Here is a 26,054-nt window from a genome sequence, read left to right on the forward strand (position 1 = left end):
AGGCCGCGCTACGCCCGCCGCACGGGCCCTCTCGTCGCGTGAGCGCTCAGGGGATGCAGGTGCGATCGAGCACACGCAAGACTGCGCGCTTCGTGCTCACACCGGTGCTCATGGGCTCCGTCCATGCGACGCCCACCCGCTCACCGGCGAGCGCCACGCTGGGAGAATCCTTTACGGGAAACACCCCATCCGACACCCGGATCCCTCGAGCAGAGGGCGCTCCGTCGGCGGCCAGCTTCGCGAGGAGGGCTTGCCCCTCCACCTTGCCGTCGTGGCCGACCCACGCCACGAGGGCCCCGTCGCCGCTCGGCGCGAGCGCGCGCCACTTGCCCTTGCCAACGACCCAGGGCGCCCCGCGCGGCCGCGCCTCGGCGTCCAGCGCGCGGGCGATCAAGGTGGCTCCCTCGCTCCAGACCAGCAGCGCGCCTGCGCTGCCCGTGGCCACAAGGCCGAGCCGCTGATCCCTGTCCGGTGTCTCCTGAGCAGCGCCAGCCGGTCGGTCGCCGCCCTGTCGCTGCGCAACGACGTGAGCATTCCCTTCCCTGCCCGCGGCGTCGAACCGCGAGGCCCGGATGCTCCCGTCCTCCTCGTCCTGCCAGGCGACGAGATAGCCACCGGACGCGTCGGCAGCGACCGTCGGCCAGCGCGGCTTCTTGGCGCTTCGCGTGACCCCGACCGCCTTGAGCTGCGGCTGCGCAGGATCCACCGGCGCGAACTGGAACACCCCGAGGCGCTGGCGGTCCGGTCCGAAGGGCGCCGCTGCGACCAGGGCGCCACCTGGAGCGGGCGCGAGGGCCACATGGTCGCTGACCTCCCTCCCGATCGCGCCGACGCGCTGGATCTCGACCGGCGGGTTCGTCTCCCAGCGGGGCCGCGCGTACGCCAGCCCCTCCGCGTCGAACCAGGTGACCACCCATTGGTCTCCCGAGGAGAAGATCCGGAGCCCTGCGTCTCGCGTGCTCGAGATCGCCCTCGCGCGAGCGACCTGCCGGGCCTCGCTATCGAAGCCGGCGAACGCGATCTGCGCGTCCCCTCCCTTGAGGTCCACGAGCCACACGGCCCCGAACGAGCCGTCGGCGCGCCCGGCGATCCCCATCCCCTCGCGCAGGATGTAGGTCGCGATATCACCCGACTTCGCCTTGCACCCTTCGAGGGAGCCGACGGGCACGAACTCCTGAACGCCGGTCCCGCGCGGCAGCTCGGGCTCGGCCGGCGCAGTGGCCACGGCGGGCTCGGTCGGTGCGCTCGACGCAGCGGCGGCAGCGAGGACCGCCCCCGAGGCGCTCGGACCAGGGGCTGCAGTCGCGGCTCCTCCCGCCGATGGGGAGGAGCGGCGATCACAGGAACTGCTGGAGACGGCGAGCAGGGACAGAGCCACGACCTTGGCAAGAGTCGTGGCTAGGGAAGCAGGATAAGAAGAGCGCTTGGTGCGAAGCAGAGGACTTGAACCTCCACGGGAGTTACCCCACTGGAACCTGAATCCAGCGCGTCTGCCAATTCCGCCAGCTTCGCGAGCGGGGACGGCATCACTACCTCACCCCCTCGCGTTCCGTCAAGCGCTGTATCACGCCCCGAGCGTTTTTCTTCCGTCGATGGTTCCGTCCGTTCCGTCCGTTACCTCCGTCGCGCCCGTTGCACCCGTCGCGTTCCCGTCGTTCGCCTTGCCCTGGCCTCCTGGGTTCCTCCAGCTCGCCCGGGCGTCCTGGGTTCCACCAACTGCCAGCTGACCCTGGCCGCGCGGTCTCCTTGCCGGGTTGGTTGCCCCGCTGACGCCGCACCGGTGCACGGCGAGGAGCGCCTGTGCTAGGGGAGCGCGCTCCCATGGCGGCCATCGGCTCACCTCCTCCCCTCCTTCTCTTCGTCGGCGTGCGCGCCGTCGACCCGGCACAACAGCTCGACGACGTGATCGACGTCGTCGTGGAAGACGGCGTCATCACCCGGGCCGGACGCGGCGCAGCGACCGACGAGCTGCGCCGCGCCGACCGGGCCGAGATCATCCAGGGCGATGGGCTCCTGCTCCTCCCCGCGTTCGTCGACCTCCACGCCCACCTCCGCGAGCCCGGGCAGGAGTACAAGGAAGACATCGCCTCCGGGCTGGCCGCCGCGGCGGCCGGCGGCTTCGCCCACGTGTGCGCGATGCCGAACACGCGGCCGGTCAACGACACCCGCTCCATCACCGAGGCCATGATCGCGCGAGCCCGCGCGATCGGGGGGCCCGCGCTCCACCCCATCGGCGCGATCACGATGGGCCAGAAGGGCACGGAGCTCACGGAGATGGCCGATCTCAAGGACGCCGGCGCCGTGGCGGTCTCCGACGACGGCCGCTGCGTGACGTCGAGCTCCGTCATGCGCCGCGCGCTCGAGTACGCGAAGACCTTCGATCTCACGATCATCCAGCACGCCGAGGACCACGCGCTCACCGACGGGGCGCAGATGCACGAGGGGGCGATCTCGACGCGGCTCGGCCTCCGGGGCTGGCCGCGCGTGGCCGAGGACATCATCGTCGCGCGGGACGTGCTGCTCGCCGAGGCCACCGGCGCGCGCTACCACGTCGCGCACATCTCGTCGCTCGGGGCGGTCCGCATCCTCCGCGAGGCGAAGGCCCGCGGCATCGCCGTGACCGCCGAGGTGACGCCGCACCACCTGACGCTCACCGACGCCGCCGTGCTCGGCTACGACACGGCGTGCAAGGTCAACCCGCCCCTGCGCGAGCAGGCGGACGTCGACGCGCTCCGCGAGGCGCTCGCGGACGGCACCATCGACGCGGTCGCGACCGACCACGCGCCCCACTCGACGCTCGAGAAGGACTGCGAGTTCGCCGAGGCGTCGCCCGGCCTCATCGGCCTCGAGCTCGTCGTCCCGGTCCTGCTCGACCTCGTCCGGCAGGGCGCCCTCCCCCTCGGGCGGCTCGTCGACGCCCTCACCCGCGCCCCCGCCCGCATCGCGCGGCTCGAGGCGCCCACGATCAAGGCCGGCGCCCGCGCCGAGCTCTGCCTCGTGGATCCGAACCTGAGCTTCGTGCTCGACCCGGCGCGCCTCCGCTCGAAGAGCAAGAACACGCCGTTCCTCGGCCGGCAGCTCACGGGCCGCGTCAAGATGACGCTCGCCTCGGGGCGGGTCGTCTTCGTCGACGGCGAGGGAGCGGCGACATGAGCTCGCGCAAGGTCCATTTCGTCAGCCTCGGCTGCCCCAAGAACCGCGTCGACTCCGAGGTGATGCTCGGCGTCGCCCGCGCGGCCGGCTACGCGCACGTCGACGACGCCTCCGAGGCCGAGGTGATCGTCGTCAACACCTGCGGCTTCATCGGCGAGGCGAAGAAGGAGTCGATCGACGCCATCTTCGAGATGGCGCAGCACAAGGAGCACGGCAGCTGCAAGCGCCTGGTCGTGGCCGGCTGCCTGTCGCAGCGCCACCCCGAGGAGCTCGCCAGCGAGATGCCCGAGGTCGATCACTTCCTCGGGTCGAGCGACATGCTCAAGCTCGGCCGGGTGCTCGCGGGCGACGCGGAGCGGATGCTCGTCGGCAACCCGGCGGAGTGGCTGATCCAGGCCGGTGATCCGCGCACCCTCTCGACCCCCGGCGGCAGCGCTTACGTCAAGATCGCCGAGGGCTGCAACCGCACCTGCTCGTTCTGCGTGATCCCGGACCTGCGCGGCGCGCAGCGCTCCCGGCCCATCCCGGACGTGGTGCGCGAGGTGGAGCAGCTCGCTGCGGCGGGCGTCCGCGAGATCAACCTCATCTCGCAGGACACGATCGCCTACGGCCGCGACGCGGCGGGCCGCGCCGAGGACGGCGCGCGCGCGACGCTCGCGCAGCTCGTCGAGCGGGTCGCCGACGTGCCCGGCGTGCGCTGGGTGCGGCTGTTCTACCTGTACCCCGAGACGATGACCGACGACCTCGTCGAGCTGCTCGCCGGCCACCCGCGGGTCGTGCCCTACGTCGACATGCCGCTCCAGCACGCCGCCGACGCGATGCTGCGGCGGATGCGGCGCGGCCACGGCGGCGATCGCCTCCGCCGGGTCGTCTCCACGCTGCGCGAGCGCGTCCCCGACCTCACGTTCCGCACCGCGTTCATCGTCGGCCACCCCGGCGAGACCGACGCCGAGTTCGAGGAGCTCTGCGACTTCGTGCGCTGGGCCGAGTTCGAGCGCGTCGGCGTGTTCCGCTACTCCGACGAGGAGGCGAGCCGCAGCTACGAGCTCGAGGGCAAGGTCCCCGCGCGCACGGCCGCGAGCCGCTACCGCCGCCTCATGACGCTGCAGCGCCGCATCGCGCACAAGAAGAGCGCCGCCATGATCGGCCGCGAGCTCGAGGTGCTCGTCGAGGGGACGAGCGACGAGCACGAGTACGTGCTCATGGGCCGCCACGCCGGTCAGGCGCCCGAGATCGACGGACAGGTCTACCTCTCCGGCGGCGAGGTCCGCCCCGGCGAGATGTGCCGCGTCCGGATCACGCAGGCGAGCGACTACGATCTCGTCGGCGAGCTGCTCGACGACGAGGAGAGCGGGCGCGGCGCCGGGCTCCCCCCGGGCGCGGATCTCGGCGCCGTCACGGCGAAGCGGCGCGTCGCCCTGCGCGTGCTGCAAACCGATGGACGCGAGCGCCAACAGAATTGACGGTCCGGCGATCGGGGCGCGGCGCGATCGCTGAAAATCCCGCTGCATCAGGGCGCTCCGCGGCGGAGGGGGCGCGGCACACGGTGTGCTATGACGCCGAGCCGTGCCGATGCTCCGCCGCGCTGCGCTTCACCTCGCCGTAGCCCTCGCGATCTCGCTGCTCGCCGGTGCGGCGTGCCTGAGCCCGACGCTGCCGCTCCCCCCGCCCGAGCCAGCCGACACGATGCGGCCCGCCGCAGATCGCGAGGGGGTATGGCAGATCTCGGGCAACTGCAGCCCTGGCGCGCGCGTCAGCCTCTTCAACGAGCGGACGCAGCGGGGCGTGATCGAGGACGACACCGACGGGAACGGCCGTTACTTCCTCGAGATCGACGCCCAGGTCTGCGACACCTTGCTCGTATGGCAGGAGCTGGAGGGCAACGGAGGTGAGGAGAGCGAGGCGCAATCGTTTGTCGTCGAGGAGCGCACACCGCTCGGCGTCGTGAACGACGTCTGCCCCTGAGCGCGCGACGAAGCTTCATGCGCCGAAGTGGGATAGGGACGACGCGACAACGTGACGACGCGGTGACGTGACGACGCGGCGCGCCGCGCCCGCTGGCCGCTCTCGACGCGTGAGCGGAGCATCGTGATAGGGTGTTGGCGTGATGGCGTCGATCCCGCCGAGCATCCCGCAGAACGCCACCCGGGTGCTGGTCGTCGATGACGAGCCGGGCCTCCGCCAGGTGCTCCACATTGCCTTCCACCGCCAGGGCTACGAGGTCGTTGTCGCGCCCGGAGCGCGCGCCGCCATCGAGGCCATCCGCCAGAACCCGCAGCCGTTCCCGCTCGTCCTCACCGACCTCGTGATGCCCGACGGCTCGGGGATCGAGGTGCTCACGGCCGCGAAGGCGCGGAGCAATGCGACCGAGGTGATCGTGATGACCGCGCACTCCACGGTGGAGAGCGCGCTCGACGCGATGCGCCACGGCGCGTACGACTTCGTGACCAAGCCGTTCTCGCCGGCGGAGCTCACCGCGCTCGCCGCGAAGGCGCTCGAGAAGAGCTCGATCGTCGCGGAGAACCAGCGCCTGCGCGCGCAGCTCGAGCGGCTCGATCTCCCGTCGCGCGAGCCGCTCGGCACGAGCGCCGCGATGCAGCGGATCTCCGAGCTGATCGCCAAGATCGCGCCGACGCGCACCACCGTGCTGCTCACGGGCGAGAGCGGGACCGGCAAGGAGCGGGTCGCCCGCGCGATCCACGATCAGAGCGATCGCGCCGCGAGGCCGTTCATGGTCGTCAACTGCGGGGCGCTCCCGGAGGCGCTCATGGAGAGCGAGCTGTTCGGCCACGAGAAGGGCTCGTTCACGGGCGCAGGCGCGCGCTCGATGGGCCTGTTCCGGGAGGCGGACGGCGGGACGCTGCTCCTCGACGAGATCGGGGAGCTGCCGGCCGCGCTTCAGGTGAAGCTCCTCCGCGTGCTCCAGGAGCGGAAGGTCCGCCCGGTCGGCGCCGCCGCGGAGATCTCGGTGGACGTCCGGGTCCTGGCCGCGACCAACCGCGACGTGGAGGCCGAGGTCCGCCAGGGCCGGTTCCGGCAGGATCTCTATTATCGGCTGAACGTCATCCGCATCGAGCTGCCGCCGCTGCGCGAGCGCCCCGGGGACATCTCGCGGCTCGCCGAGCGCTTCCTCCGCCGCTTCGCCGCCGAGCTCGGCAAGGACGTGCGCGGCCTGACGACGGACGCGGTGCGCGCGCTCGACGCCTACAGCTTCCCCGGCAACGTGCGCGAGCTCGAGAACATGATGGAGCGCGCGGTGGCGCTCGCCGGGGGGCCCACGATCGGCCTCGGCGACCTCCCGAGCGCCGTCGCCGGCCTCAGCGCGAGCCCGGCGCCGCTGCTCGCGCAGCTCCCGCCCGAGGGGTGCGCGCTCGACGAGGTGATCGGCGAGGTCGAGCGCCGGCTCATCCTGCAGGCGCTCGAGCGCACCGGCGGCGTCCGCAAGGCGGCCGCGAAGCTGCTCGGCGTCTCGTTCCGGTCGCTGCGCTACCGCCTCGCCAAGCACGCCCTTGCCGCCGATGGGGAGGGCGATGACGACCCGGAGGGAGGATCCCGACGAGAATCGTCACCGCCGGGCGCCCTGCAGTGACGGTTTTCGTCACCGCCGCAAAAGAACACAACCCCACACCTCCGGCACCCTGCCCTCCTCACCTCAAGGAAAACCGAGGCAACTCATGAGCTTCTCGCGCAACTCGAAGACGACGCCGCGCCGCGCGCTCCTTGGCACGTCACCTGCTGGAGCGTCAGGGCGCATGCGGAGCAGGCGGCGACAGCGAAGCGCAGCGAGCCGAGCGTTCACGCTCGTCGAGCTCCTCGTCGTCGTCGCGATGGTGGGTGTCCTCGCGGCGCTCGCCATGGTCGGATACCGCAGGTACATGAACGCGGCGGGCATCGCCGAGCCGAAGGCGGTCATTCAAGGCATCCGCGGTGCGCAGGAGTCCTACAAGGCCGAGATGCTCGTGTACCTCGACGTCTCGACCACGCTCGAATCATGGTATCCTGCGGGGACTCTCGGCGATCGGAAGCGCGCGTGGGGCGGCGCGGGTGACGGCCAGGCCAACTGGCGTCTGCTCAACGTCTCGACGGACGGCGCGGTCCGCTTCGGGTATGCGACGAAGGCCGGCGTCGGCAACGCCTTCACGGTGACGCCGAACGGCGGCTTCAGCTGGGCGGGAATCCCCGGGAACCCGCTGGTGAATCCGAGTTATCTGCCCAACGGGCCCTGGTATGTCGTCCAGGCGGCTGGCGACAGGGACGCGGATGGAACGCTGGCATTGCTCCTGACGGCATCCACGATGGCCGAAATCTACTGGGAGAACGACGCGGAGTAGAGGAGTGTTCGCCCCGGCGCGGCGCCGAGAGCGCCTGTCCGTGGGAGAGATTTTCGCGCTGCGGGCCCGCCGAGCTCGCATCAGGCGACATCATGGTCAGTCTCGGCAAAGCATCCAATTAAAGAAAGCATCACGGAGGATCGACACTCATGCGTGCAATCAAGCGATACGACAGGAGAGGCTTCACGCTCGTCGAGCTGATGATCGTCGTCGCCATCATCGGCGTCCTCGCCGCGCTGGCGATCTACGGCGTGCGCCGGTACCTCGCGAGCGCGAAGACCTCCGAGGCCAAGAACACCGTGGGCGCGATCTCCCGCGCGGCCGCCGCCGCGTACGAGCGGGAGAACGCCGCCTCGCAGATCCTGCTCTCCGGTACGTCGGCGGCCGCGAGCCACGACCTCTGCGATGACGCGGTACAGATTCCGGCGACGGTTCCTCCGGGCAGGAAGTACCAGCCGAATCCGACGGCTGACTTCGCCGCCGGCGCCGACAGCGGCACGCCGACCGCGGGTTGGCAGTGCCTCAAGTTCACGATGTCGCAGCCGATCTACTATCAGTACGACTATCACCGCGGCGAGAACGATGCCGACGTCCCGGGCTCACCCGGAGTCGGTGCCACCGGCTTCGATGCGAGCGCCGTGGGCGATATCGACGGCGACGGCACGTTTAGCGGCTTCTCGCGCGGCGGCACCATCAACAGCGGAGAGCTGGCGCTGGCCACGCAGGTCTACATCACTCAAGAGTTCGAGTGAGCCCCTCGCTGCCCGGCTCGCGTGAGCCGGGCAGCCCTGGTTCACCGGCGTCGTCTGCGAGCGGAAGGGGCGTGTTATGTCGAGCACGACATCGGTCCGTGGACGAGGCTTCACCCTCATCGAGGTCATGATCGTTGTCGCGATCGCCGGCGTGCTCGCCGTGCTGGCGATCGTCGGCGTCCGCAACTACCTCGTCACGGCGAAGACGGCTGAAGCGAAGCAGACCGTCGGCGCCATCACCCGCACCGCGATCACCCAGTACGAGCGCGAGCGCGACATCTCGGAGATCCTGTCCGGCGCGGGCCTCCTCGCGGCGAACACCCACCTCCTCTGCACCTCGGCGACGCCGGTCCCGCTCGCCTTCTCCTCCGTCGAGGGGAAGAAGTACCAGCCCAGCAACGCGCCCGGCCTCGACTTCAACTCGGGCTCGACGCTCGAGGGCTGGCAGTGCCTCGGCTTCTCGATCAGCCAGCCCATCTACTTCCAGTACTCGTACCAGGTCGGCGGGAGCTACGTCAGCCAGGGCCTGCCTGGCGCCCCCCTCCCCAGCGGGGAGGGGTTCGAGGTGGGCGCGGTCGGCGACCTGAGGGGCGACGGGCAGACGTACACGATCGCCCGCACCGGCGAGGTGCACGACGGCGAGATCGTGACCAGCACCGCGATCTACACGAACATCGACTCCGACTGACGCGAACCGTGCCTCCCTCGCGCTTGTTCGATCGTGGAGGGGTGAGGTAGAGAGAGCCCATGACCTGGCGCTCCTGGAGCGCGCTGGAGCTCAGCGCGGCCTTCGCGGTCGGCGGCAGCGTCCTCGCCGTCGCCGTCCCCGCGTTCTTCCGAAACCTCAGCGCGTCCAAGCTGAGCGAGCCCATCGAGGGGCTCGACCGGCTGGTGACGAGCGCGGTCGCCTACGCCGAGTCGCGGCCGCAGGAGATCAGCTTCCCCCCGTCCGCCCCGCTGACCCCGGCCCAGGTGCCGCGCGGCGTGCGCGCGGTCGATCCGCCGGAGTCGTGGGAGCACCTCACGTGGCGCTCGCTCGACTTCCGCTTCGAGGGGCCCCACGCGTTCTCCTTCCAGTTCACGAGCGAGCTCGACGCGTCGAAGGCCATGCGCTTCACGGCAACCGCGCACGGCGACCTCGACGGCGACGGTGTGCTGTCCACGTTCGAGGTGCGCGGCGAGCGGATCCCCGGGGAGCCGGCCCGCGTGCTGCCGGGCATGTTCGTGGACCGCGAGGTGGAATGATGGGCGACCCCCCGGTGCCCGGGCCAGGGGCCCCTCCGGCGGCCCCCTCGCTCCTTGCCCGCCTCGCTGGCGCGCGCGACGCGCTCGTCACGGTCGCGCTTTCGGCCGCCGCCGCCGTCGCCATCGGGAGCGTGCGCGCGCCGGCCGCGGACCTGGAGCGGCGGGTCGCCGAGACCTCCGACGTGTACGTCCTGCCGCCTCCGGACGAGGTGGTCACCCTGTCGCTCGGCTACCGCGCTGCGCTGGCCGATCTGCTCTGGTCGCACGTGCTCGTCTCGCAGGGCATGCACACCATGGAGCGGCGCCGGTTCGAGAACCTCACCCTGCTGCTCGACGCCATCAACGCGCTCGACCCGACCTTCCGCGAGCCCTACCTGTTCGCGGACGCGCTCATCACGTTCCAGATGAGCACGACGCCGCGCCACGAGATCATCAAGGCGCGTGAGATCATGGAGCGCGGGGTCCAGAACCGCCCCCTCGACGGCGAGATCTGGCTCGCGCTCGGCCAGTTCGTCGGCTTCATCGCGCCGGCCACGTACCTGACCGATCCCGAGGAGAAGGCGCAGTGGCGCCTCGATGGGGCCAGGATGCTCGCGCGCGCCGCGGAGCTCGGCGGCGGCGACGCGAACATCAGCTGGCAGGCGCTCGGCGGCGCGGGCATCCTGGGCCGCGCCGGCGAGCGGGAGGCGCAGATCCGGTTCCTCCAGCGCACGCTCGCCGTCACCGACGACGAGGAGCTCAAGCAGAAGATCCGGGCGCAGCTCGACAAGCTCCTCGACGCGCGCGACGCAGAGAAGTACCGCCGGCGCCTCGACGGGTTCCGCGAGCTCTGGCGGCGCGATCTGCCGTTCGTCAGCAACACCGCGATCCTCGTGCTGGGCCCCCCGCGCGACCCGGCGTACTGCGCCGGCGGTGCGCACGCGGACGAGCCGCGCTGCGCGACCACCTGGCGGGCCTGGGCGGAGCGGGTCGAGGGCGAGCGGTGAGCTGCCTCGGGCCCTGAAGCGGCGCGCGCCGGACGCCGGTACGACGCCAGGGCGTCCCCGGAGCGAGCCGAACGAACCGCCAGAGCAGCAGGGCCAGCGTCCGGCAGCGCCTGGACTCGCTGGCAGCTCGTCCAGGCGTCCCTGGCGGCTCTCCAGGCGTCCCTGGCGGCTCTCCAGGCGTCCCTGGCGGGTCCTCAGGCGTTCCTGGCGGCTCGGTTGTTCATTCGAACTTGACGGCCGCGGTCTTGGTCTCGCCTGCCTTCACCGTGACGGTGACCGACTTCTTCCCGAGATCCGGATGGATGAACATCACCGTGTGCGACCCCGCAGGGACGCTGACGCCCACCTTGGGCGTGCTCCCCAGCGGCCGCCCGTCGAGGACCACCTTCGAGACCGGGATCGAGTTGATGTTCAGCGTCGCACCGCCAGCGGCGGCCGCGGGCTCCGGCGCTTCCGCCGGCGCTTCCGCCTTCGGCGCGGCGGCCACGGGCTCCGACCTCGGTGCGGCCGGCTCCGGAGCAGGCGCGGGCGCTGGCGCTGGCGCGGCGGCGGCCGGCTCGGACTTGCGCGCCTCCTCGAGCGCGATCCGGATCGTCTTCTCGGCCTGCCCGTCCTCGAACGAGATCGCCTGAGAGAAGTCCTGGTGCCCCCTCTTCGTCGCCACGATCTTCCAGCGCTCGGACGCGGTGACATCCACCTTGACCGGCGGCTTCTTCCAGGCCGAATCGGGGAGCTTCTTCTCCGTGCCCTTGGCGCTCACCAGCTTGACCGAGGCGCCCGACGTGGCGAGCTCCAGCGTCACCTGCCCCTTCAGCACCTTGAGCGCGACCGCGCCGAGGTCCTTCATCTGGCCCTGACCGACCTCCACCGTCTGCTCCAGGGGCTCGAAGCGCTCGCCGCCGTCGAAGCGGAGCTTGTGCTCCCCCGGCGGCACGCTGACCTCGACGGGGAGCACGCCCTTCTCCTCGCCGTCGATGAAGACCTTCACGCCGGGCGCGCCCGACGCCTTCACGCCGGTCGTGGTCGACGCGCTGGTGGAAGACCGCTCGGCGCCGGCCGCGTCGAGCGTGATCACGACGACCTTGTCCTTGCCGCCCTCGACGATCTCGACGCCGTCGCGCGGCGGGAAGTCGGGGGCGAGGATCTTGACCACCTTCGAGCCGGGCTCGAGATCGCGCACGACGCAAGGCACGGTGTCGCAGCGCTTCTGGCCGTCGAGGAAGATCTCGGCCCGGTCGACGGCGCCGCCGCTCGGGGTCTTCAGGTCGATCGTCAGCGCGCCCTTCTTCGGGACCAGCATGACCACCGCCAGGATGAGCACGGCGACCAGCGCGAGCCCGCCGAGGAGCACGCCCGCCTTGCCGGCGCCCTGCTGCACCACGTGGCGCGGGCGGATCTCCGTCGGCTCGTCCTTGCGCGACAGCGCGCGGAGCCCGAGGTCCGGCGGCATCGCCGGCGCGGGCGGGGCGCTCGGGATCGGCGGCGGCGCCGGGACGGGGGTGCGCACCCGCGAGGCCGACGCCGCGCCGCCAGAGCTCGCGACCAGCGCCGCGGCCGCCTTCGGGATCGACGGCGAGCCCGCCGCCGGCAGCGCGCTCGAGCGCCCAGGATTGTAGTCGTTCCCCTGCTTGTCGTAGACGTGGGTCGACTCCTCGTCGTCGTCCCAGTTCATGTCGACCGCGGTGCCCTTGGCCGAGCGAGGCTTCGCGTCGTCGCCCGCCTTCGGCGGCGGCTTCACCGACGGCAGGCGCACCGGCGGAGGGACCACCGGAGGCAGCGAGCCCGAGGCCCCGCTGACCGGCGCCGGCGGCAGCGGGCTCTTCGACGGCAGGGCCGGGGCGCTGATCGCGGGCAGGGACGGCTGGCGCGACCGAGGCGGCACCACGGGCGGCAGGGAGCCCGTCTTGACCGAAGGAGGCATCGGCGGCGGAAGCGACCCCGGGCTCGTCCCCTTCGCCAACAGGGGCGGCGGAAGCGACGCCGGACCGGTCCCCTTCTGCGTCACGGCCGGCGGCGGGAGCGACGGCGGCGGGAGCGACGGCGGCGGGAGCGACGGCGGTGGGAGCGACACCGGACCGGTCCCCTTCGGCGGCACCGGCGGCGGAAGCGACCCCGGGCTCGTCCCCTTCGACGGCACGGGCGGCGGGAGCGACGACGGGCCGGCCCCCTTCTGCGTCACGGGCGGCGGAAGCGGAGACGGCACGCCGCTGGGGAGCGTCGCCGCGTGGTTCGGCGGCGGCGGCACCGCCGCGCCGACGAGGGTGCGCGACCGCGCAGGCGGCGAGGGAGGTACGAGGGCGGTGCTCGTGGCGGGCGACTTCTTCTTCGCGAGCCCCTCGAATACGTCCAGATCGCTGCCGCCCTTGTTGTCCGCCATGGTCGAGAACTCCTCAGGATATGCGGCGCCGTTCGCCGCGGCGTCCCGGAAACGGAAACGATCGCGCAGGGTCCGCGCGACGAGCGTGAGCTCGATGTACAAGCGCTCGTCGCGGGCGAGCTCGGAGCGCGCTAGAATCCCCTGATCCGCTGCAGCGTACCGCTGGTCCGGTGACTTCGCGAGCGCCATCGGGAGGATCTCGGCGGCAGCGAGGCGCCGCGCGCGCCGCGATCTCGCGCGGATCCAGCGCTCCACCGCCGGCGATGCGACGCGCGACGCGCGCGACGGCCGCTGCGCGCGCGACGTCCGCCGCGCTCCGCAATGCGACGCTGCGCGCGTTCCACCACCCGCACATCGCGCGCGCGCCCCCGCCCGGCGAGCCCACGCAGATCCGCGCCGAGATGTCGCAAGCTCCGAAGGATCGCAATCGATGCACCGGCCGACGTGTATTAGTCCGTCGGGCCGCCAGCGCACAAGCGCCTACTGCACGTCAGGGAAGGGCCAAGGCGCCGTGACGCTCAGTGATCGCCGCCTGCCGTTTCCTCTTTCTTCGGCTTTTTGAAGTACCGAACGCGCTTCTGCTGCAGCGGGTACCAGACGCTGTGCGGAACGATCGGTGTGGATTCGAACATCCGGCCAGCGCCAGGCGCCTCGGCGCGCGTGAGCCGGACGGCGCGCGGGCCTGACGGCGGATGGACGGCGGCGCCGGAGAGATCGGTATCGCCGCCGAGGGCCACCGAGAGCGGCCGAGAGAGGTAGATCCGCGAGGAGCAGCCGAGCCCCGCCAGGAAATCCTGGAGCAGCTTGGCGTCGCGCGGGTGCGGGTCGACGAGCGCCGGAGGCGGCGCCGATGCGTCCGGCGCCAGCGCGGCGTCCGGGGCGCTGGACGGCCCGGCCGCGGCCCGTTCGACGTAGATCAGCATCCCATCCTCGTCGTTGACGCCCAGCGCGGCCACGGCCCTCGCGCTGCCGAGCGCCCCCGTCGCGATCCGGACCGCGCCGCGCACCGGGGAGGCCGGCGAGGCGGAGAAGGACCCGGCCGAGTGCCAGATGCTCGACCCCTCGCCCTGCCCCGCGCCGGGCGTCGCGGCGCCGTCGCTGAAGACCGCCACGGTTGCTCCCGCCCCGGCCGGCGGGGACGCCCCGGGCTCCCCGAGCGGCGCGGCCGTGACGGTCCGCGGGTCCACCTTGAGCACCCGCAGCCGGACATCGGGCCGCGCGGGATCGGGGCGGATCTCGGTGATCGCGAGCGCGTAGGGGAAGCCGTGCTGCGGGAGCCCCTGGGTGCGCCAGGCGCCCTCCCCCGCCTCGGCCGGCGCCGCGCGGGGCGCCAAGGCCGGCCCCGGCAACAGGTGCCGCAGCGTCATGTAGAAAAAGTCGCGCGCCTCCCGCCGGATATAGCGGGGGAAGTTCATCAGGCCCATGCCGCGGATGAGCCGGCGGCCGCGGAACCGGTAGCCCGAGAGCCCCGAGACGTCGCCCTCGGTCTCCCATTCCCCCTGGAGCGGGCGCCCGAGCGGCGGCAGCTCGCCGCTCGGCGCCACACGATAGAACTCGAGCCCGCTGTGGCCCGCGTTCATGTCGAGCGCGATCCCGTAGGAGCAGCGGGCCTGGATCATCGCCTGGGCCAGGGCCTCGGGGCTCACGTCGGCGCCATAGAAATAAGCGACGAAGCGCTCCCGGGTCAGGCAGATGCCGGTCCTGACCGTGTGCGTCTTGTCGGCCCACCCGGGCGGCGTGCCTCCCCACCACGTCCGGCCGAAGGGATTCCATTTCTCGTCCTCGACCATGACCGTCATGTTCTGGCGGAACGACAGCATCCATTCGGGGACGGTCTCGTCCTCCGACCAGCTCCCGAAGACGGTGCTGCCGTCGCGCCGGACGGCCACCGTCGCGGCGTAGGGCTTCGGCGGCAGGTACATCACCCCGTCGGCCATCATGCCGAACTCGCCGTGCATCGCCTGGAAGCCGGCGTTCGACGCGGCGACCACGCGCTTCATGACCTCGGGCGTGCGCGGGATGAGCCCCGGCCCGGCCTCGCCCGTCGCGCCCTTGGGCTCCACCGTGCCCGCCATCATGTGGAGCTCCACCTGGCGCGGGTCCCAGAGCGCAATGTAGACGCGCGTCGCCTTGCGCGAGCGATCCGTCCGGAGGAACGTGGTCATGAACGCCGGCGGGAGCCCGTCGAGCTGGCGCACGAAGGCGTCGCCCCCCTGAGGGTTCCACTGCCCCTCGCCCGGCAGCGGCGGCGTCACCCAGGGATCGAGCGGCGCCGGCGGCCAGCCGATCTCGGGATCGATCGGGGTCTGGCGGACGGGCGGATCGAGCGCGCTCTTGCCGAGGTCCGAGGCGATGTCCTCCGCGCCGGTGTCGCCCGTCACCGCCTCCTTGTTACGGAGCACGAAATCCAGCGCCGTGAACGCCACGGCCTTGACCGTCTGCATCGCGGCGTCGCCGATCACGAGGCGCACGCGGTCGACCGCCCAGGTGACGAGGTTCCCTGGCCGCGCGACCTCGGACGCCTCGGCGCGGATCCACGCGGGCAGCGCCGCGTCGTCCACGCCGCGCACCGGCAGGCGGGCCTCGCGGCCGCCTGCGCGGACGACGACCGCGCTGTCGTCCTCCAGCGCGACGGCGACGTCGCCCGCGTCCGGGCCGCGGCGGCTCCGCGGCTCCTCGGCGCGCGGCTCTTCGGCGCCCTGCTCCTCGGGGTGCGGCTCCTCGGCGCCGTTCTCCTCGCTTTGGGCGAGGTCGATCGCGAAGGTGCGCCGGCCGATCCCGCGCAGCCGGCCTGTCGCCTGCCAGCTCGTGACGGCCTGCTGGAGCCGCTCGACGAGGGACCAGTCCGCTCCGCCCGAGAGCGCTTGCCCGTCCAGATCGAGCACGTGCACCGTGGGCGACGCGGCCTCGATCAGCGGGCGCGAGACGTAGGCGAGGGCCTCGCCGCGGAGCACGGGCCTCGACTCGTCCGCGCCGCTCGTCTCGGTGAGGTTGTGGATCGCCGAGACGTCGAGCAGGACGCCCTCCGGCGAGAGCCTCGCGTCGACGAGGTACAGGTCGGTGGGCTCCCCGCGCTCGCCGCCGGCGCGCATGCCGCGCGCGACCGCGCGCGAGTCGACGCCGAACGGGCGGAGGCCCCCGCGCGGCGGATCCACCCACACCACGTCGCCGGCCGCCGCGGCGACGCCCCGCTCCGCGAGCTCCGCGGCGAGCGCGGTCGAGCGGTCGCGAGCGCCTCCGCCGACGGCGGGCGACATCGCCACGGCCGCGGACGCGCAGAGGACGAGGAGGCCGATGCGCTCGCGGCGCAGGGAGGGCGTTTTCGGGGACTGCATTCGCGGACAACGCGCGGAGGGGCGGGGCTCCTGCCCGGGCGGTCGAGGACGACCGGACGCGCGCGCGGCAGCCGTTATCACCGTTTTTGTACCGCGGCCAGGTTCGGGGGCGCGCGGCGCTAGCGTCCGCCGAACCGGCGGTGCTACATCGGGCGCGCCCATGTCGAACGCTGACTCGCCCCCTCTCCGCCGCGACGAGGCGCTGACGATAGCGCGCCTCGCTCACCTCGACCTCTCCGCCGAGGAAATCGAGCGCCTCACCGGTGATCTCGGCAACATCCTCAGCTACGTCCGGCAGCTCGAGGAGCTCGACGTCTCGGCGGTGCCGCCGACCGCGCACGTGCAGATCGAGCGGCTGCCGCTCCGCGCCGACGAGGAGGCGCCGAGCCTGCCGCGCGAGGTGGCCCTGCGGGAGGCGCCGCGGGTCGAGGACGACGGGTTCGCCGTTCCGGCGTTCGTGGACGAGGGGTGACGCCGATGGACACAGCGATCCTCGATCGATCCATCCCGGAGCTCGCGGCGCTCGTGCAGCGCGGCGAGGTGAGCGCAGAGGAGGTGGCCAGGGCCGCGCTCTCGCGCATCGAGCAGCGCGACGGCGCGCTCGGCGCCTTCCTCACCGTGCAGGGGGAGCAGGCCGTCGCGGCGGCGCGCGCGCTCGACGCGCGGCGCGCGCGGGGCGAGGCGCTCGGCCCGCTCGCCGGCGTGCCGATCGGCCTCAAGGACGCGCTCTGCACCGAGGGCGCCCCGACGACCGCCGGCTCGAAGATCCTCACGCGGGCGGCGGCGGGCGGGGACGGCGCGTCCAGGGCGCCCGACCCGGCGCGCGGCTTCCGCCCGCAGTTCGACGCGACGGTCGTCGCCCGCCTGCGCGAGGCCGGCGCGATCCTGCCGGGCAAGTGCAACATGGACGAGTTCGCGATGGGCTCGTCGAACGAGAACAGCGCATTCGGCCCGGTGAAGAACCCGTGGGACCCGTCGCGCATCCCCGGCGGCTCGTCCGGCGGAAGCGCGGTCGCCGTGGCGGCGGGGATGACGCCCGGCTCGCTCGGGTCGGACACGGGGGGCTCCATCCGCCAGCCGGCGAGCCTCACCGGCGTCGTCGGCATCAAGCCGACGTACGGCCGCGTCTCTCGCTATGGCCTCATCGCGTTCGCCTCGAGCCTCGACCAGATCGGGCCGTTCGCGCAGGACGTGAAGGGCGCGGCGCGCCTGCTCGAGGTGATCTCGGGCCGCGATCCGCGCGACGCGACGAGCCTCGACGCCCCGGTGGGCGCCTGCGAGGCCGCGTGCGGCCGCGACGTCGCGGGGCTGCGCATCGGGGTGCCCGAGGAGTACTTCGCGAAGGGCATCGACGCGCGGGTCGAGGCGAAGGTGCGGGAGGCCATCGAGGGCCTGCGCGGGCTCGGCTGCGAGATCAAGCCCGTGCGCCTGCCGCACACGCGGTACGCCGTGGCGGCCTACTACATCGTCGCGACGGCCGAGGCGTCGTCCAACCTGGCGCGCTTCGACGGGGTGCGCTTCGGGCTGCGCGTGGAGGGCGACCGCGGCGGGAAGGCGGACCTCCAGGCCCTCTACGGCCGGACGCGCGGCGAGGGGTTCGGCCGGGAGGTGAAGCGCCGGATCCTGCTCGGCACGTACGTGCTGTCCGCGGGCTACTACGACGCGTATTACCTGCGCGCGCAGAAGGTCAGGACGCTGATCCGGCGCGATTTCGACGAGGCCTTCCGCGAGGTGGACCTCATCGCGGCGCCGGTCTCGCCGACGGTCGCGTTCCGGCTGGGGGAGCGGGTGGACGATCCGCTGTCGATGTACCTGGCCGACGTCTACACGCTGCCCGCCAGCATGGCGGGGCTGCCCGCGATCAGCGTCCCGTGCGCGACCGCGCAGGCGCCGGACGGCGGGCCTCCGCTGCCGGTCGGCCTGCAGCTCATCGGCCCTGCGCTGGAGGAGGCGCGGCTCTGCCAGGCGGCCTACGCGTGGGAGCAGATCTCCCCGGTGCGCGGGCTGCGCGCGTCGATCGCATGACGAGCGGAGCGCGCCGATGAGCTCCGCGATCACCGTGGCGGCGGCCGGCCCCGAGCACCTCCCGGGGCTCGAGGCGCTCTTCGAGGCCGCCGGCACGCCCTGCTACTGCCGGTACTACCACTTCGGCGGCACCAACAACGAGTGGCTCGCGCGGTGCTCGGACGGCCAGGGCGAGAACCGCCGGGAGTTCGCCGAGGCGCTCGCCTCGGGCAGCGACGAGGCGCGCGGCGTCGTGGCGCTCGCGCCGGAGGCGCCGCACGTCGTCGGGTGGCTCAAGGTCGCGCCCGCGGCGGCCGTGGCGAAGGCGTACGAGCGCCGCCTGTACCGCGGGCTGCCGTGCTTCGCGGGCGATCGCGCCGGCGTCTTCCTGATCGGCTGCGCCGTCGTGCACCCGGGCCACCGGCGGCGAGGCGTCGCGACAGCGCTCGTCGCGGGCGCGGTGGAGCTCGCGCCCTCCTGGGGCGCGCGCGCCCTCGAGGCCCTGCCGCGCCGCCCGAAGGAGCCGGTGAGCGACGAGGAGCTGTGGACCGGCCCGGTCTCCGCGTTCACGAGGAACGGATTCGCCGAGGTGCACACGTTCGAGCCGTATCCGGTCCTGCGCCGGGTGTTGTGACAGCGCCGCGGCGAGCCCCGGCTGGGTCGCGCTTCGCTTGCGCGCGCCGGCCGACCAGGTAGTGTCGCGCCCGGCGCATGGCTCCCACCTCCGAGCACCCTGAAGCCGCGGCCCACGACGTCGCCGAGCGGAGCTCCGCCGCCGGCGCAGATCACGCCGCGCCAGCGTCCTCCGCGGGCGCGGCCACGGCCGGCGCGAGCGAGCCCCCGGCGTCCGCAGAGGCGGAGGCCTCGCCGACCAGCCGGCGCGCGTCGTCCAGCCCGAGGGGCCGGGTCATCGCGCTCACCGGCGCAGCGTCCTTCCTCGGGCGCAACCTGATCGGGATCCTCGAGGAAGACCCGCGCATCGCGCGCGTTGTGGCCATCGACATCAAGCGGCCGGACACGGGCGGCTCCAAGCTGCGCATGCACACGGTCGACCTGACGGAGCCCGCGTCCGAGGAGCGCGTCGCCGAGGTGCTCGCGGCGGAGCAGGTGGACACGCTCGTCCACCTCTGCTTCCTGTCGTCGCCCACCCCGGCGACCGCCTGGGCCCACGAGCTCGAGTCGGTCGGCACGATGCACCTGCTCCACGGGGCGCGCCAGGCGAGCCTGCGCAAGCTGATCCTCTGGAGCCAGACGATCCTCTACGGCGCGCACCCCACCAACCCCAATTTCCTCACGGAGAAGCACCCGCTCCGGGCGGACCCGGACGAGCGCTTCTTCGCGGACAAGATGGCCGCCGAGCGGGAGCTCAACGCCTTCGGCGCGAAGGCCAAGGGCACGACCGTCACCATCCTGCGGACCGCGCCGATCCTCGGCCCGACCGTCCAGAACTACGTCACCCGGTTCCTGGCGCGGCGCCTGGTCATGACGATGCTCGGCTTCGATCCGCTGTGGCAGTTCATCCACGAGGTCGACGCCATCGCCGCCTTCAAGCTGGCCATCGACAGCGATTTCCCCGGGACCTTCAACATCGTGGGCGACGGCGTGCTGCCGCTCTCCACGATCGTGCGCCTCGCGGGCCGGACGGCGGTCCCGGTGCTGCACAGCGCCGCCGGGCCGCTCGCCTCTGCGCTCTGGGCTGCGCATGCGGCGATCGCCCCGCCCAGCTTCCTGCGGTACCTGCGCTATCTCTGCGTGGCGGACGGCGAGAAGGCGGCGCAGGTGATGGGGTTCCGGCCGGTCTACACGACGCGCGAGGCGTTGCTCGATTACACGAGCGCGCAGCGGCTGCGGGACGTGCGCCTGCTGCAAGAGACGCCTGCGTGATGCGGTTCGGGGGGTGAGCGATGGGCACGGAGCACGATCGAGAGCTCGAGGAAGCAGGGGCAGGGAATGGATCGCCGCCGTCGACGCGCGGGCGCCCCGATCGGACGGGGCCCAGGCAGGTCGTGCCGAGCGCCGACATCGAGGACGAGGAGGCCCGGTACCTGGCGCCGATCGGCCCGACGGAGCCCTCGGACGGGCGGAAGACGCAGTCGTCCGAGGTGCACGCCCCGGTCGTGCCTGTGACGGCCGAGGAGCTCCAGCGCCAGATCAGGGAGCTCGAGGCGCGGCTCAAGCGGATGCTCGCCGGGGGGCCATCGCCCGACGCGAGCGGCGCGGCGGGAGGCATGCCCGAGACCGAGCGGAGCCCGCGCCTGGGCGGAGCGCCCGCCGCGTCGGCCGGCTTCGCCAGCGAGCCGCCGCTGTCCGAGCCCGGGACGGCGCGCGACGTCCTGTCGACCGACTTCTACCTGCGGCAGTGGGGCCGCGCCGGCCTGCGCCGCCGCTCGGAGGAGGTCGACGAGTTCGGCTTCGATCCCAAGTACGAGGCCCGGTACAGGTCGCTCTTCGACTTCCTGCACAGGGTTTATTTCAGGATAGATATCGAGGGCATCGAGCGCATTCCCGCCGAGGGGCGGTGCCTCGTGGTGTCCAACCATTCGGGCGGGCCCATCCCCTACGACGGGCTCATGCTGCGGGCCGCGGTGCGGCGGGAGCACCCGGCGCGGCGGGAGCTCCGCTGGCTGGCCGACGATTTCGTGTACTACCTGCCGTTCGCCGGCACGATCCTGAACCGGCTCGGGGCCGTGCGGGCCTGCCAGGAGAACGCCGAGCGGCTGCTCGCGGGCGAGCGGCTCATCGCGGTCTTCCCGGAGGGCGTCAAGGGCAGCGGGAAGCTCTACAAGGACCGCTACCAGCTCCAGCGGTTCGGTCGCGGCGGCTTCATCCGGCTCTGCCTGCGCACGCGCACGCCGCTCGTCCCGTGTGCCATCGTGGGGGCCGAGGAGACGAACCCGCTGTTCTATCGGGTCGAGCACCTCACGCGCGCGCTCGGCATCCCGTACCTGCCCATCACGCCGACCTTCCCCGCGCTCGGGCCGCTGGGCCTCGTTCCGGCGCCCACCAAGTGGAAGATCCGCCTGGCCGATCCGGTGCGGTTCGACGCGTACGGCCCGGAGGCGGCGGACGATCAGATCCTGGTGCGGCGCCTTGCGGAGCGCGTGCGCGCGACGATCCAGGGCCTCATCGACGAGACCCTGGCCACCCGGAAGTCGATCTGGTTCGGATGAAGCGATCTGCCGAGGCGAATCCTCACTCCATGTCTGAAATTAGAAACGAAGGGGATCCGCCCGCCGAGCCCGGGCGAGCGACGAGCAGGGGCGCGCGGCCGGAGGGCGTGCTGGTGATCGACAAGCCGCGCGGGCCGACGAGCCACGACGTCGTGGCCCGCCTGCGCCGCGCCCTGGGCGTGAAGCGCATCGGGCACGCGGGGACGCTCGACCCGATGGCGTCCGGCGTCCTCGTGGTGCTCGTCGGCGAGGCCACCAAGCTCGCCCCGTACCTGACCGCGCAGGACAAGCGCTACACGGCGCGCGTCGTCCTCGGTGCGGGGACGGACACCCTCGACGCGGACGGGGAGGTCACCGCGACGCAGCCCCTGCCGCCGTGGCTCGACGCGGAGCTCGGCGCGCTCGCCGGGCCCGGCGGGCCTCCCGGCGCCGAGGCGCTCGCGTGCGCGGCGCCGCGCATCGCCGCCGCGATCGACGCGGAGCGGGCGCGGCGGGAGCAGGCGCCGCCGGCCTACTCGGCCATCAAGGTCGCCGGGCAGCGCAGCTACGCCCTGGCGCGCGCCGGCCAGGCGGTGGAGCTGTCGGCGCGGGCCGTCGAGGTCCGGTCGCTCGAGGTGACCGGCGCCTCGCGCGGCGAGCCTGGTGCACCTGCCGCGGGCGCTGCGCCGGCCACGGGCGCCGCGCCGGCCACCCTCGATCTCGAGCTCGGGGTGAGCAAGGGCTATTACGTGCGCTCGCTGGCGCGCGACCTGGGCGCGCACCTCGACGTCCCCGCGCACCTGTCCGCGCTCCGCCGCACGGCGAGCGGCAGCTTCACCGTGGAGCAGGCCGTGTCCCTCGACGCCGGCGCCGAGGCGCTGCGCGCATCGCTGCGCCCGCTCGCCGACGCAGCCGCCGCGAGCCTCCCGGTCGCCCGCCTGACCGAGCACGGCGCCCGGCGCGCGCGCATGGGACAAGCGCTCACCGAGTCCGACTTCTCCATGGCTCCTGCGCACCCTGGCGCCGCTGTATGGCTCGATCCGGACGGGGTTGTCGTGGCGCTCGGCGCCTCGGAGGTCGCCGATGTGGACGCCGGTGAGGGCCATCCAGCACCGTCGCCGATGCGGTTTTCCGTCCTACGCGGTTTTTCCGAAGCGCCAGACACGCGTGGGAATGCTGCTAGATAAGAGAAACCCACAGCACACGGCAATTCCCTGGACTTCGGCAGATCTACGGCGCATGTCCTTGGCAACGCTCGGCAGGATCGGTCGAGCTGGGGAGTCCGCCTTCGGGCGAGAGCGGCAAGAACGCGTGGTTCCGTCATCTCCTGAGATTTCGCGTCCCGGTCCGGTTGCGCTCCCCTCGCCTGTTCCGTTACGATTCGTCCGTTAGGAGCCTCTGTTTGAGTCCCGATTTCGTTCCATTGCCAGCGCTCGGCGCTGCAGTTCTCTCCGCTGTACTTGGCTCGCTGTTCGTCGGCGCCGACACCGCACTGACGACGTTGAGCGCGACGAGGCTCGGCGCGCTGATAGAGCAGGCGACGGGCCCCACGAAGGCCGCCTACGAGCGGATTCGTCAGGAAGACGCCAAGCTCCGTTCCCGCTACCTGCTCGGCTGGGTCGTATCGACCAGCCTGACGGCCGCCTGCTTCGACCTCTTCTTCCGGCGGATTGCCCCAGGCGCTGCGCTCTATCTCGGGCTGGCGACCACCATCGTCCTCAGCGGAGCCCTTTACGAGGTCAGCTCCACGCTGGGCCGCAAGCACGCCGATCGGGCCGCATCGTTGGCGGTCCGCTTCTTGCGCCCTCTCGAAATCGCGATGCTGCCGCTCGCCGTACCGCTCGGCTGGATCGGCTCCAAGCTGGGGCCGCGGGATGGTGAGCAGCCGTCGGACCCGAGGGTTGCCGAGGCGGAGGTCGAGATCCTGGTCGATGAGGTCGAGCGTTCTGGTCTCTTCGGGCGAGAGCCGGCGGAGATGATCCGCAATGTGCTCGAGTTCGCCGATCTCACGGCGCGGGACGTGATGGTGCCGCGATCCAAGGTCGAGGCCATCGAGATCTCCACTCCGCTCGAGAAGGTGCTGGAGATCGTCACCGAGAGCGGGCACTCGCGTTATCCGGTCTACAAGGATCAGACCGACAACATCGCTGGTCTCCTCTACGCGAAGGACCTGTTCAAGGTCCTCGAGGAGCGTCGGCTCAAGAACACGACGCTCCGGGAGATCACGCGGAGCCCTGCCAATTTCGTCGCCGAGTCGCAGCCTCTCTCTTCGCTGCTCCGGGAGATGAAGAGCCGGAGACAGCACCTCGCCATCGTGGTCGACGAGTTTGGCGGGATGTCGGGGATTGTCACCTTGGAGGACGTGCTCGAGGAGATCGTCGGAGACATCCGGGACGAGCACGACGAGACGGACGACGGTGCCGCCATCCAGGATCTGGGCGACGGCCGTCTGGTCGCCGACGCGGCCGTATCGATGAGTGATCTCTCGGCCTATCTTGGCGCCGAGCTCGACCGTGAGGGGAAGTACGAATCTCTCGGCGGGATGCTCACGCAGCACGTGGGCAAGGTGCCCGAGGTCGGCACGGCCGTGAGCAAGTTCGGCCTCCGCTTCATCGTGCGCGACAGCGACGAGCGCCACATCGGCAAGGTCGAGATCGTCCGCCCCCGCGCCATGGGCGCCGGCGGCGCCGCCTAAATCGCCCCGCGCCAACCCAGCCCGCCGGAGGGCGGCCATCGCCGCCCCCTCCCCCTCGGCTCCCCCAATAGACAGTGAACCCAGGCACGCCTCCCGCAGCGCCGGCGATGCCTCAGATCTGCGCCGGCCGAGCGGCGCGCGCCCGCACAGGAGACGGGCCCAGATCGGCGTTTTCGGCGCGCAAGCGCACTCCGGTGCGCTGAGCACCGAAAACGCCGAGGTGGGCCCGTATCCGAAGCGGGCGCGTGCCGCTCAGCGGGCGAGGGAGAGTTTGCGGAGCTCGTTCGCGAGATCGTCGCCCTCTTTGATGAGGCCGGGCGTCTCTTCGACGGGGTTGTCCTTGTTGCCCTCGAGCAGCTTGCGGATGTCCGCCATCGCGCTGGCGAGCCTGAAGACCATCTGCTCGCTCGTGAGGCCAGCGACGGACTGAGGATCGACCGGGAGGGCCTGCAGATCGCCGCCGGCGATGTCGCCCTTCGTCCAGCGGGTGGCCTCCTTCTCGGCAGCCTTCATGCCCTGCTGCGTGCGCTCGAGGCGGTTCACCGTGTACTTCGCCGGCCAGTCCTTGCCGAACGGGAACGGCGCCTTGTTGGGAACGAGCTCGGCCAGCGTCTTGTCGCCGTCCCGGCGGAAGACCACCGAGAAGTTCACGACCGGCTCCTCCTGCTCCTTCCACGATTTCTCGACGGGCGCCTGCGCGGCCGAGAGGACGTTCTTGAGGCTGTCCTTGGTCTTGTTGAGATCCTGGACCGCCGTGGTGTAGGCGAGGACCTGGCGCATCACCCGCCCCGGGAGGCCGCCGATCTGCTTGCCCTCCAGGTTGGTGGCATCGAACGGGACGTTGATGCCGCCCAGCTCGGCCACGAGCTGCGCGGGGAACTTCTTCCCCTCGAGCGCCGTCCGGCCCGCATCGAGCTTCTCCTTCAGCTCGACCATCTTCTCGTTCGCGGCCTTCACGTCCTTCGCGAGCGCCGCGGCGCCTTCGACCGCGAGCTTGCCGCGATCGCCGCGCTCCTTCGCGCCGCCGATGGCGAAGCCCACGCCGATGCCGACGATCGCCGCGAGGCCGGCGTAGAGCGCCGTCTTCTTCGAGGCCTTCCGCCGCTCCTGCTCGACCTCCTCGCCGACCTCGACCTTGATGGTCTGCGCGGCGGCCGTCGGCTTGGGCGGAGGCGTCTGGATCACAGGACGCGGCGCCGGCGCGAACGGAGGCAGCGGGATGCCTGGCGAGATCCCGGGCGGGGGCGCGATGCCCCCCACGGAGGGCATCGGCGGCCGCGCGCTCGGATGCGGCGAGGGCATGCCGATCGGGCCCGCGTTCATGTCGGGAGGCGGCCCCGATCCGGGCTGCGAACCAGGCACGGGAAGGGGGACGGCCGCTCCTGGCGCCCCGCCTATCGCCGTTTTGCCAAGCCGAGCCTTCAGATCGATTTTGCTCTTCTTCTTTTCTTCAGCCATCGGCTCCTCGAGGACGGGATCGCTGCACCACTTCGCGCTGAAAACTCCAGCTCGCCCGAGGGAATCGACCCACCACGGCCCGAACCGGAGCTGCCCCTGCGCGAGCGGCAACAGAAGACGACACGGGCCGGCCTCCAACAGACCGACATGGGAGCGGGGAGGGAAAGATCAGCAACACGACGGGAGCGCCGGGCGAGCGGACAACCCGCCGGGCACGTTAGCGGCGCGCCGCCTGGAATGTCAACGCGATGGCGATCGCAGCGCAGGATGTGTTTCGACAGGCGATCGCCAGGCCACACGGGCCACCCGGCCCCACGGCAGCCCCCGCCGGCCCGCAGCTGAGCCCTCGCCGGGTCTGCGCCGGCGTCCCGCGCCCATCCCGCGGGCGACCGCCGGCAGCCTGGCCCTCGGCGAAGGGACCGGGTAGGAAGCAGGGGGTTCATGGTCTCGTTCAAGTTCGGCGGGGGTCGGCCGCCGCGGCTCCGCTCTCCTTCCGGCAAAGGACCTTCCGGCAAAGGACCGCAGGCGCCGCCAGCTTCATCCACCGGCAACAGACCGCAGGCGCCGCC

At 72.2% G+C, this 26,054-nt stretch carries 20 protein-coding genes and 1 tRNA gene; 16 read left to right on the top strand and 5 right to left on the bottom strand.

Annotation, left to right across the window (positions count from 1 at the left end; genetic code table 11):
- Positions 1–46 precede the first annotated feature (46 nt).
- The gene (locus tag WME97_RS23480) at positions 47–1,225 is read right to left on the bottom strand and encodes a hypothetical protein (protein WP_437554977.1); all 1,179 of its coding nucleotides are present in this window, start codon (positions 1,223–1,225) and stop codon (positions 47–49) included.
- 200 nt (positions 1,226–1,425) lie between these two features.
- Positions 1,426–1,512 (bottom strand) — tRNA-Leu (locus WME97_RS23485).
- A gap of 309 nt (positions 1,513–1,821) precedes the next feature.
- Between WME97_RS23485 and WME97_RS23490 the strand changes: the two genes are divergently transcribed.
- The 9 genes from WME97_RS23490 (at position 1,822) to WME97_RS23530 (ending at position 10,467) form a co-directional block, all read left to right on the top strand.
- Entirely contained in the window at positions 1,822–3,153 is a 1,332-nt protein-coding gene (locus tag WME97_RS23490) for a dihydroorotase (RefSeq protein ID WP_437554978.1), read from the top strand.
- On the top strand, positions 3,150–4,616 hold the full coding sequence (rimO, locus tag WME97_RS23495) for a 30S ribosomal protein S12 methylthiotransferase RimO (protein ID WP_437554979.1): 1,467 nt from the start codon (positions 3,150–3,152) through the stop codon (positions 4,614–4,616). Before WME97_RS23490 ends, rimO begins: the two co-directional genes overlap by 4 nt.
- A gap of 109 nt (positions 4,617–4,725) precedes the next feature.
- Entirely contained in the window at positions 4,726–5,118 is a 393-nt protein-coding gene (locus tag WME97_RS23500; protein WP_437555477.1) for a hypothetical protein, read from the top strand.
- A 142-nt stretch (positions 5,119–5,260) separates the two neighbouring features.
- A complete protein-coding gene (locus WME97_RS23505; RefSeq protein WP_437555478.1) occupies positions 5,261–6,742 on the top strand; it encodes a sigma-54-dependent transcriptional regulator in 1,482 nt (493 codons plus the stop codon).
- A gap of 85 nt (positions 6,743–6,827) precedes the next feature.
- Complete coding sequence (locus WME97_RS23510) at positions 6,828–7,484, top strand: type IV pilin protein (protein WP_437554980.1); 657 nt, start codon at positions 6,828–6,830, stop codon at positions 7,482–7,484.
- 149 nt (positions 7,485–7,633) lie between these two features.
- Positions 7,634–8,236: a type IV pilin protein gene (locus tag WME97_RS23515; RefSeq protein WP_437554981.1), complete on the top strand. Its 603-nt coding sequence runs from the start codon at positions 7,634–7,636 to the stop codon at positions 8,234–8,236.
- 76 nt (positions 8,237–8,312) lie between these two features.
- A complete protein-coding gene (locus WME97_RS23520; protein ID WP_437554982.1) occupies positions 8,313–8,924 on the top strand; it encodes a type IV pilin protein in 612 nt (203 codons plus the stop codon).
- A gap of 59 nt (positions 8,925–8,983) precedes the next feature.
- Entirely contained in the window at positions 8,984–9,481 is a 498-nt protein-coding gene (locus WME97_RS23525) for a hypothetical protein (RefSeq protein ID WP_272093088.1), read from the top strand.
- The gene (locus tag WME97_RS23530) at positions 9,478–10,467 is read left to right on the top strand and encodes a hypothetical protein (protein ID WP_437554983.1); all 990 of its coding nucleotides are present in this window, start codon (positions 9,478–9,480) and stop codon (positions 10,465–10,467) included. The genes WME97_RS23525 and WME97_RS23530 overlap by 4 nt, the downstream gene beginning before the upstream one ends.
- A 220-nt stretch (positions 10,468–10,687) precedes the next feature.
- Here the strand turns inward: WME97_RS23530 and WME97_RS23535 are convergent, their stop codons facing one another.
- Positions 10,688–13,033, bottom strand: a complete 2,346-nt coding sequence (locus WME97_RS23535; protein ID WP_437554984.1) for a PEGA domain-containing protein — start codon at positions 13,031–13,033, stop codon at positions 10,688–10,690.
- Positions 13,034–13,362: 329 nt separating this feature from the next.
- A complete protein-coding gene (locus WME97_RS23540) occupies positions 13,363–16,179 on the bottom strand; it encodes a hypothetical protein (RefSeq protein WP_437554985.1) in 2,817 nt (938 codons plus the stop codon).
- A gap of 160 nt (positions 16,180–16,339) precedes the next feature.
- Here WME97_RS23540 and gatC point away from each other — a divergent pair, with 160 nt between their 5' ends.
- From gatC to WME97_RS23575, 7 genes are all read left to right on the top strand, one after another.
- Positions 16,340–16,651, top strand: coding sequence for an Asp-tRNA(Asn)/Glu-tRNA(Gln) amidotransferase subunit GatC (gene gatC, locus WME97_RS23545; RefSeq protein WP_012236913.1), 312 nt, complete (start codon positions 16,340–16,342; stop codon positions 16,649–16,651).
- Positions 16,652–16,656: 5 nt separating this feature from the next.
- A complete protein-coding gene (gatA, locus tag WME97_RS23550; RefSeq protein ID WP_437554986.1) occupies positions 16,657–18,204 on the top strand; it encodes an Asp-tRNA(Asn)/Glu-tRNA(Gln) amidotransferase subunit GatA in 1,548 nt (515 codons plus the stop codon).
- 16 nt (positions 18,205–18,220) lie between these two features.
- Complete coding sequence (locus tag WME97_RS23555) at positions 18,221–18,817, top strand: GNAT family N-acetyltransferase (protein WP_437554987.1); 597 nt, start codon at positions 18,221–18,223, stop codon at positions 18,815–18,817.
- A gap of 77 nt (positions 18,818–18,894) precedes the next feature.
- A complete protein-coding gene (locus tag WME97_RS23560; RefSeq protein WP_437554988.1) occupies positions 18,895–20,067 on the top strand; it encodes an NAD-dependent epimerase/dehydratase family protein in 1,173 nt (390 codons plus the stop codon).
- 20 nt (positions 20,068–20,087) lie between these two features.
- Entirely contained in the window at positions 20,088–21,353 is a 1,266-nt protein-coding gene (locus WME97_RS23565; RefSeq protein ID WP_437554989.1) for a lysophospholipid acyltransferase family protein, read from the top strand.
- Between the two features lie 29 nt (positions 21,354–21,382).
- Positions 21,383–22,519, top strand: a complete 1,137-nt coding sequence (locus WME97_RS23570) for a tRNA pseudouridine synthase B (protein WP_437554990.1) — start codon at positions 21,383–21,385, stop codon at positions 22,517–22,519.
- A gap of 215 nt (positions 22,520–22,734) precedes the next feature.
- Positions 22,735–24,027, top strand: coding sequence for a hemolysin family protein (locus WME97_RS23575; RefSeq protein WP_437554991.1), 1,293 nt, complete (start codon positions 22,735–22,737; stop codon positions 24,025–24,027).
- Positions 24,028–24,279: 252 nt separating this feature from the next.
- Here WME97_RS23575 and WME97_RS23580 read toward each other — a convergent pair whose 3' ends face one another.
- Positions 24,280–25,350, bottom strand: coding sequence for a formin (locus WME97_RS23580; protein ID WP_437554992.1), 1,071 nt, complete (start codon positions 25,348–25,350; stop codon positions 24,280–24,282).
- Positions 25,351–26,054: the final 704 nt, after the last annotated feature.

The sequence above is a fragment of the Sorangium sp. So ce367 genome, assembly GCF_051520455.1.
Lineage (GTDB): Bacteria > Myxococcota_A > Polyangia > Polyangiales > Polyangiaceae > Sorangium > Sorangium cellulosum_B.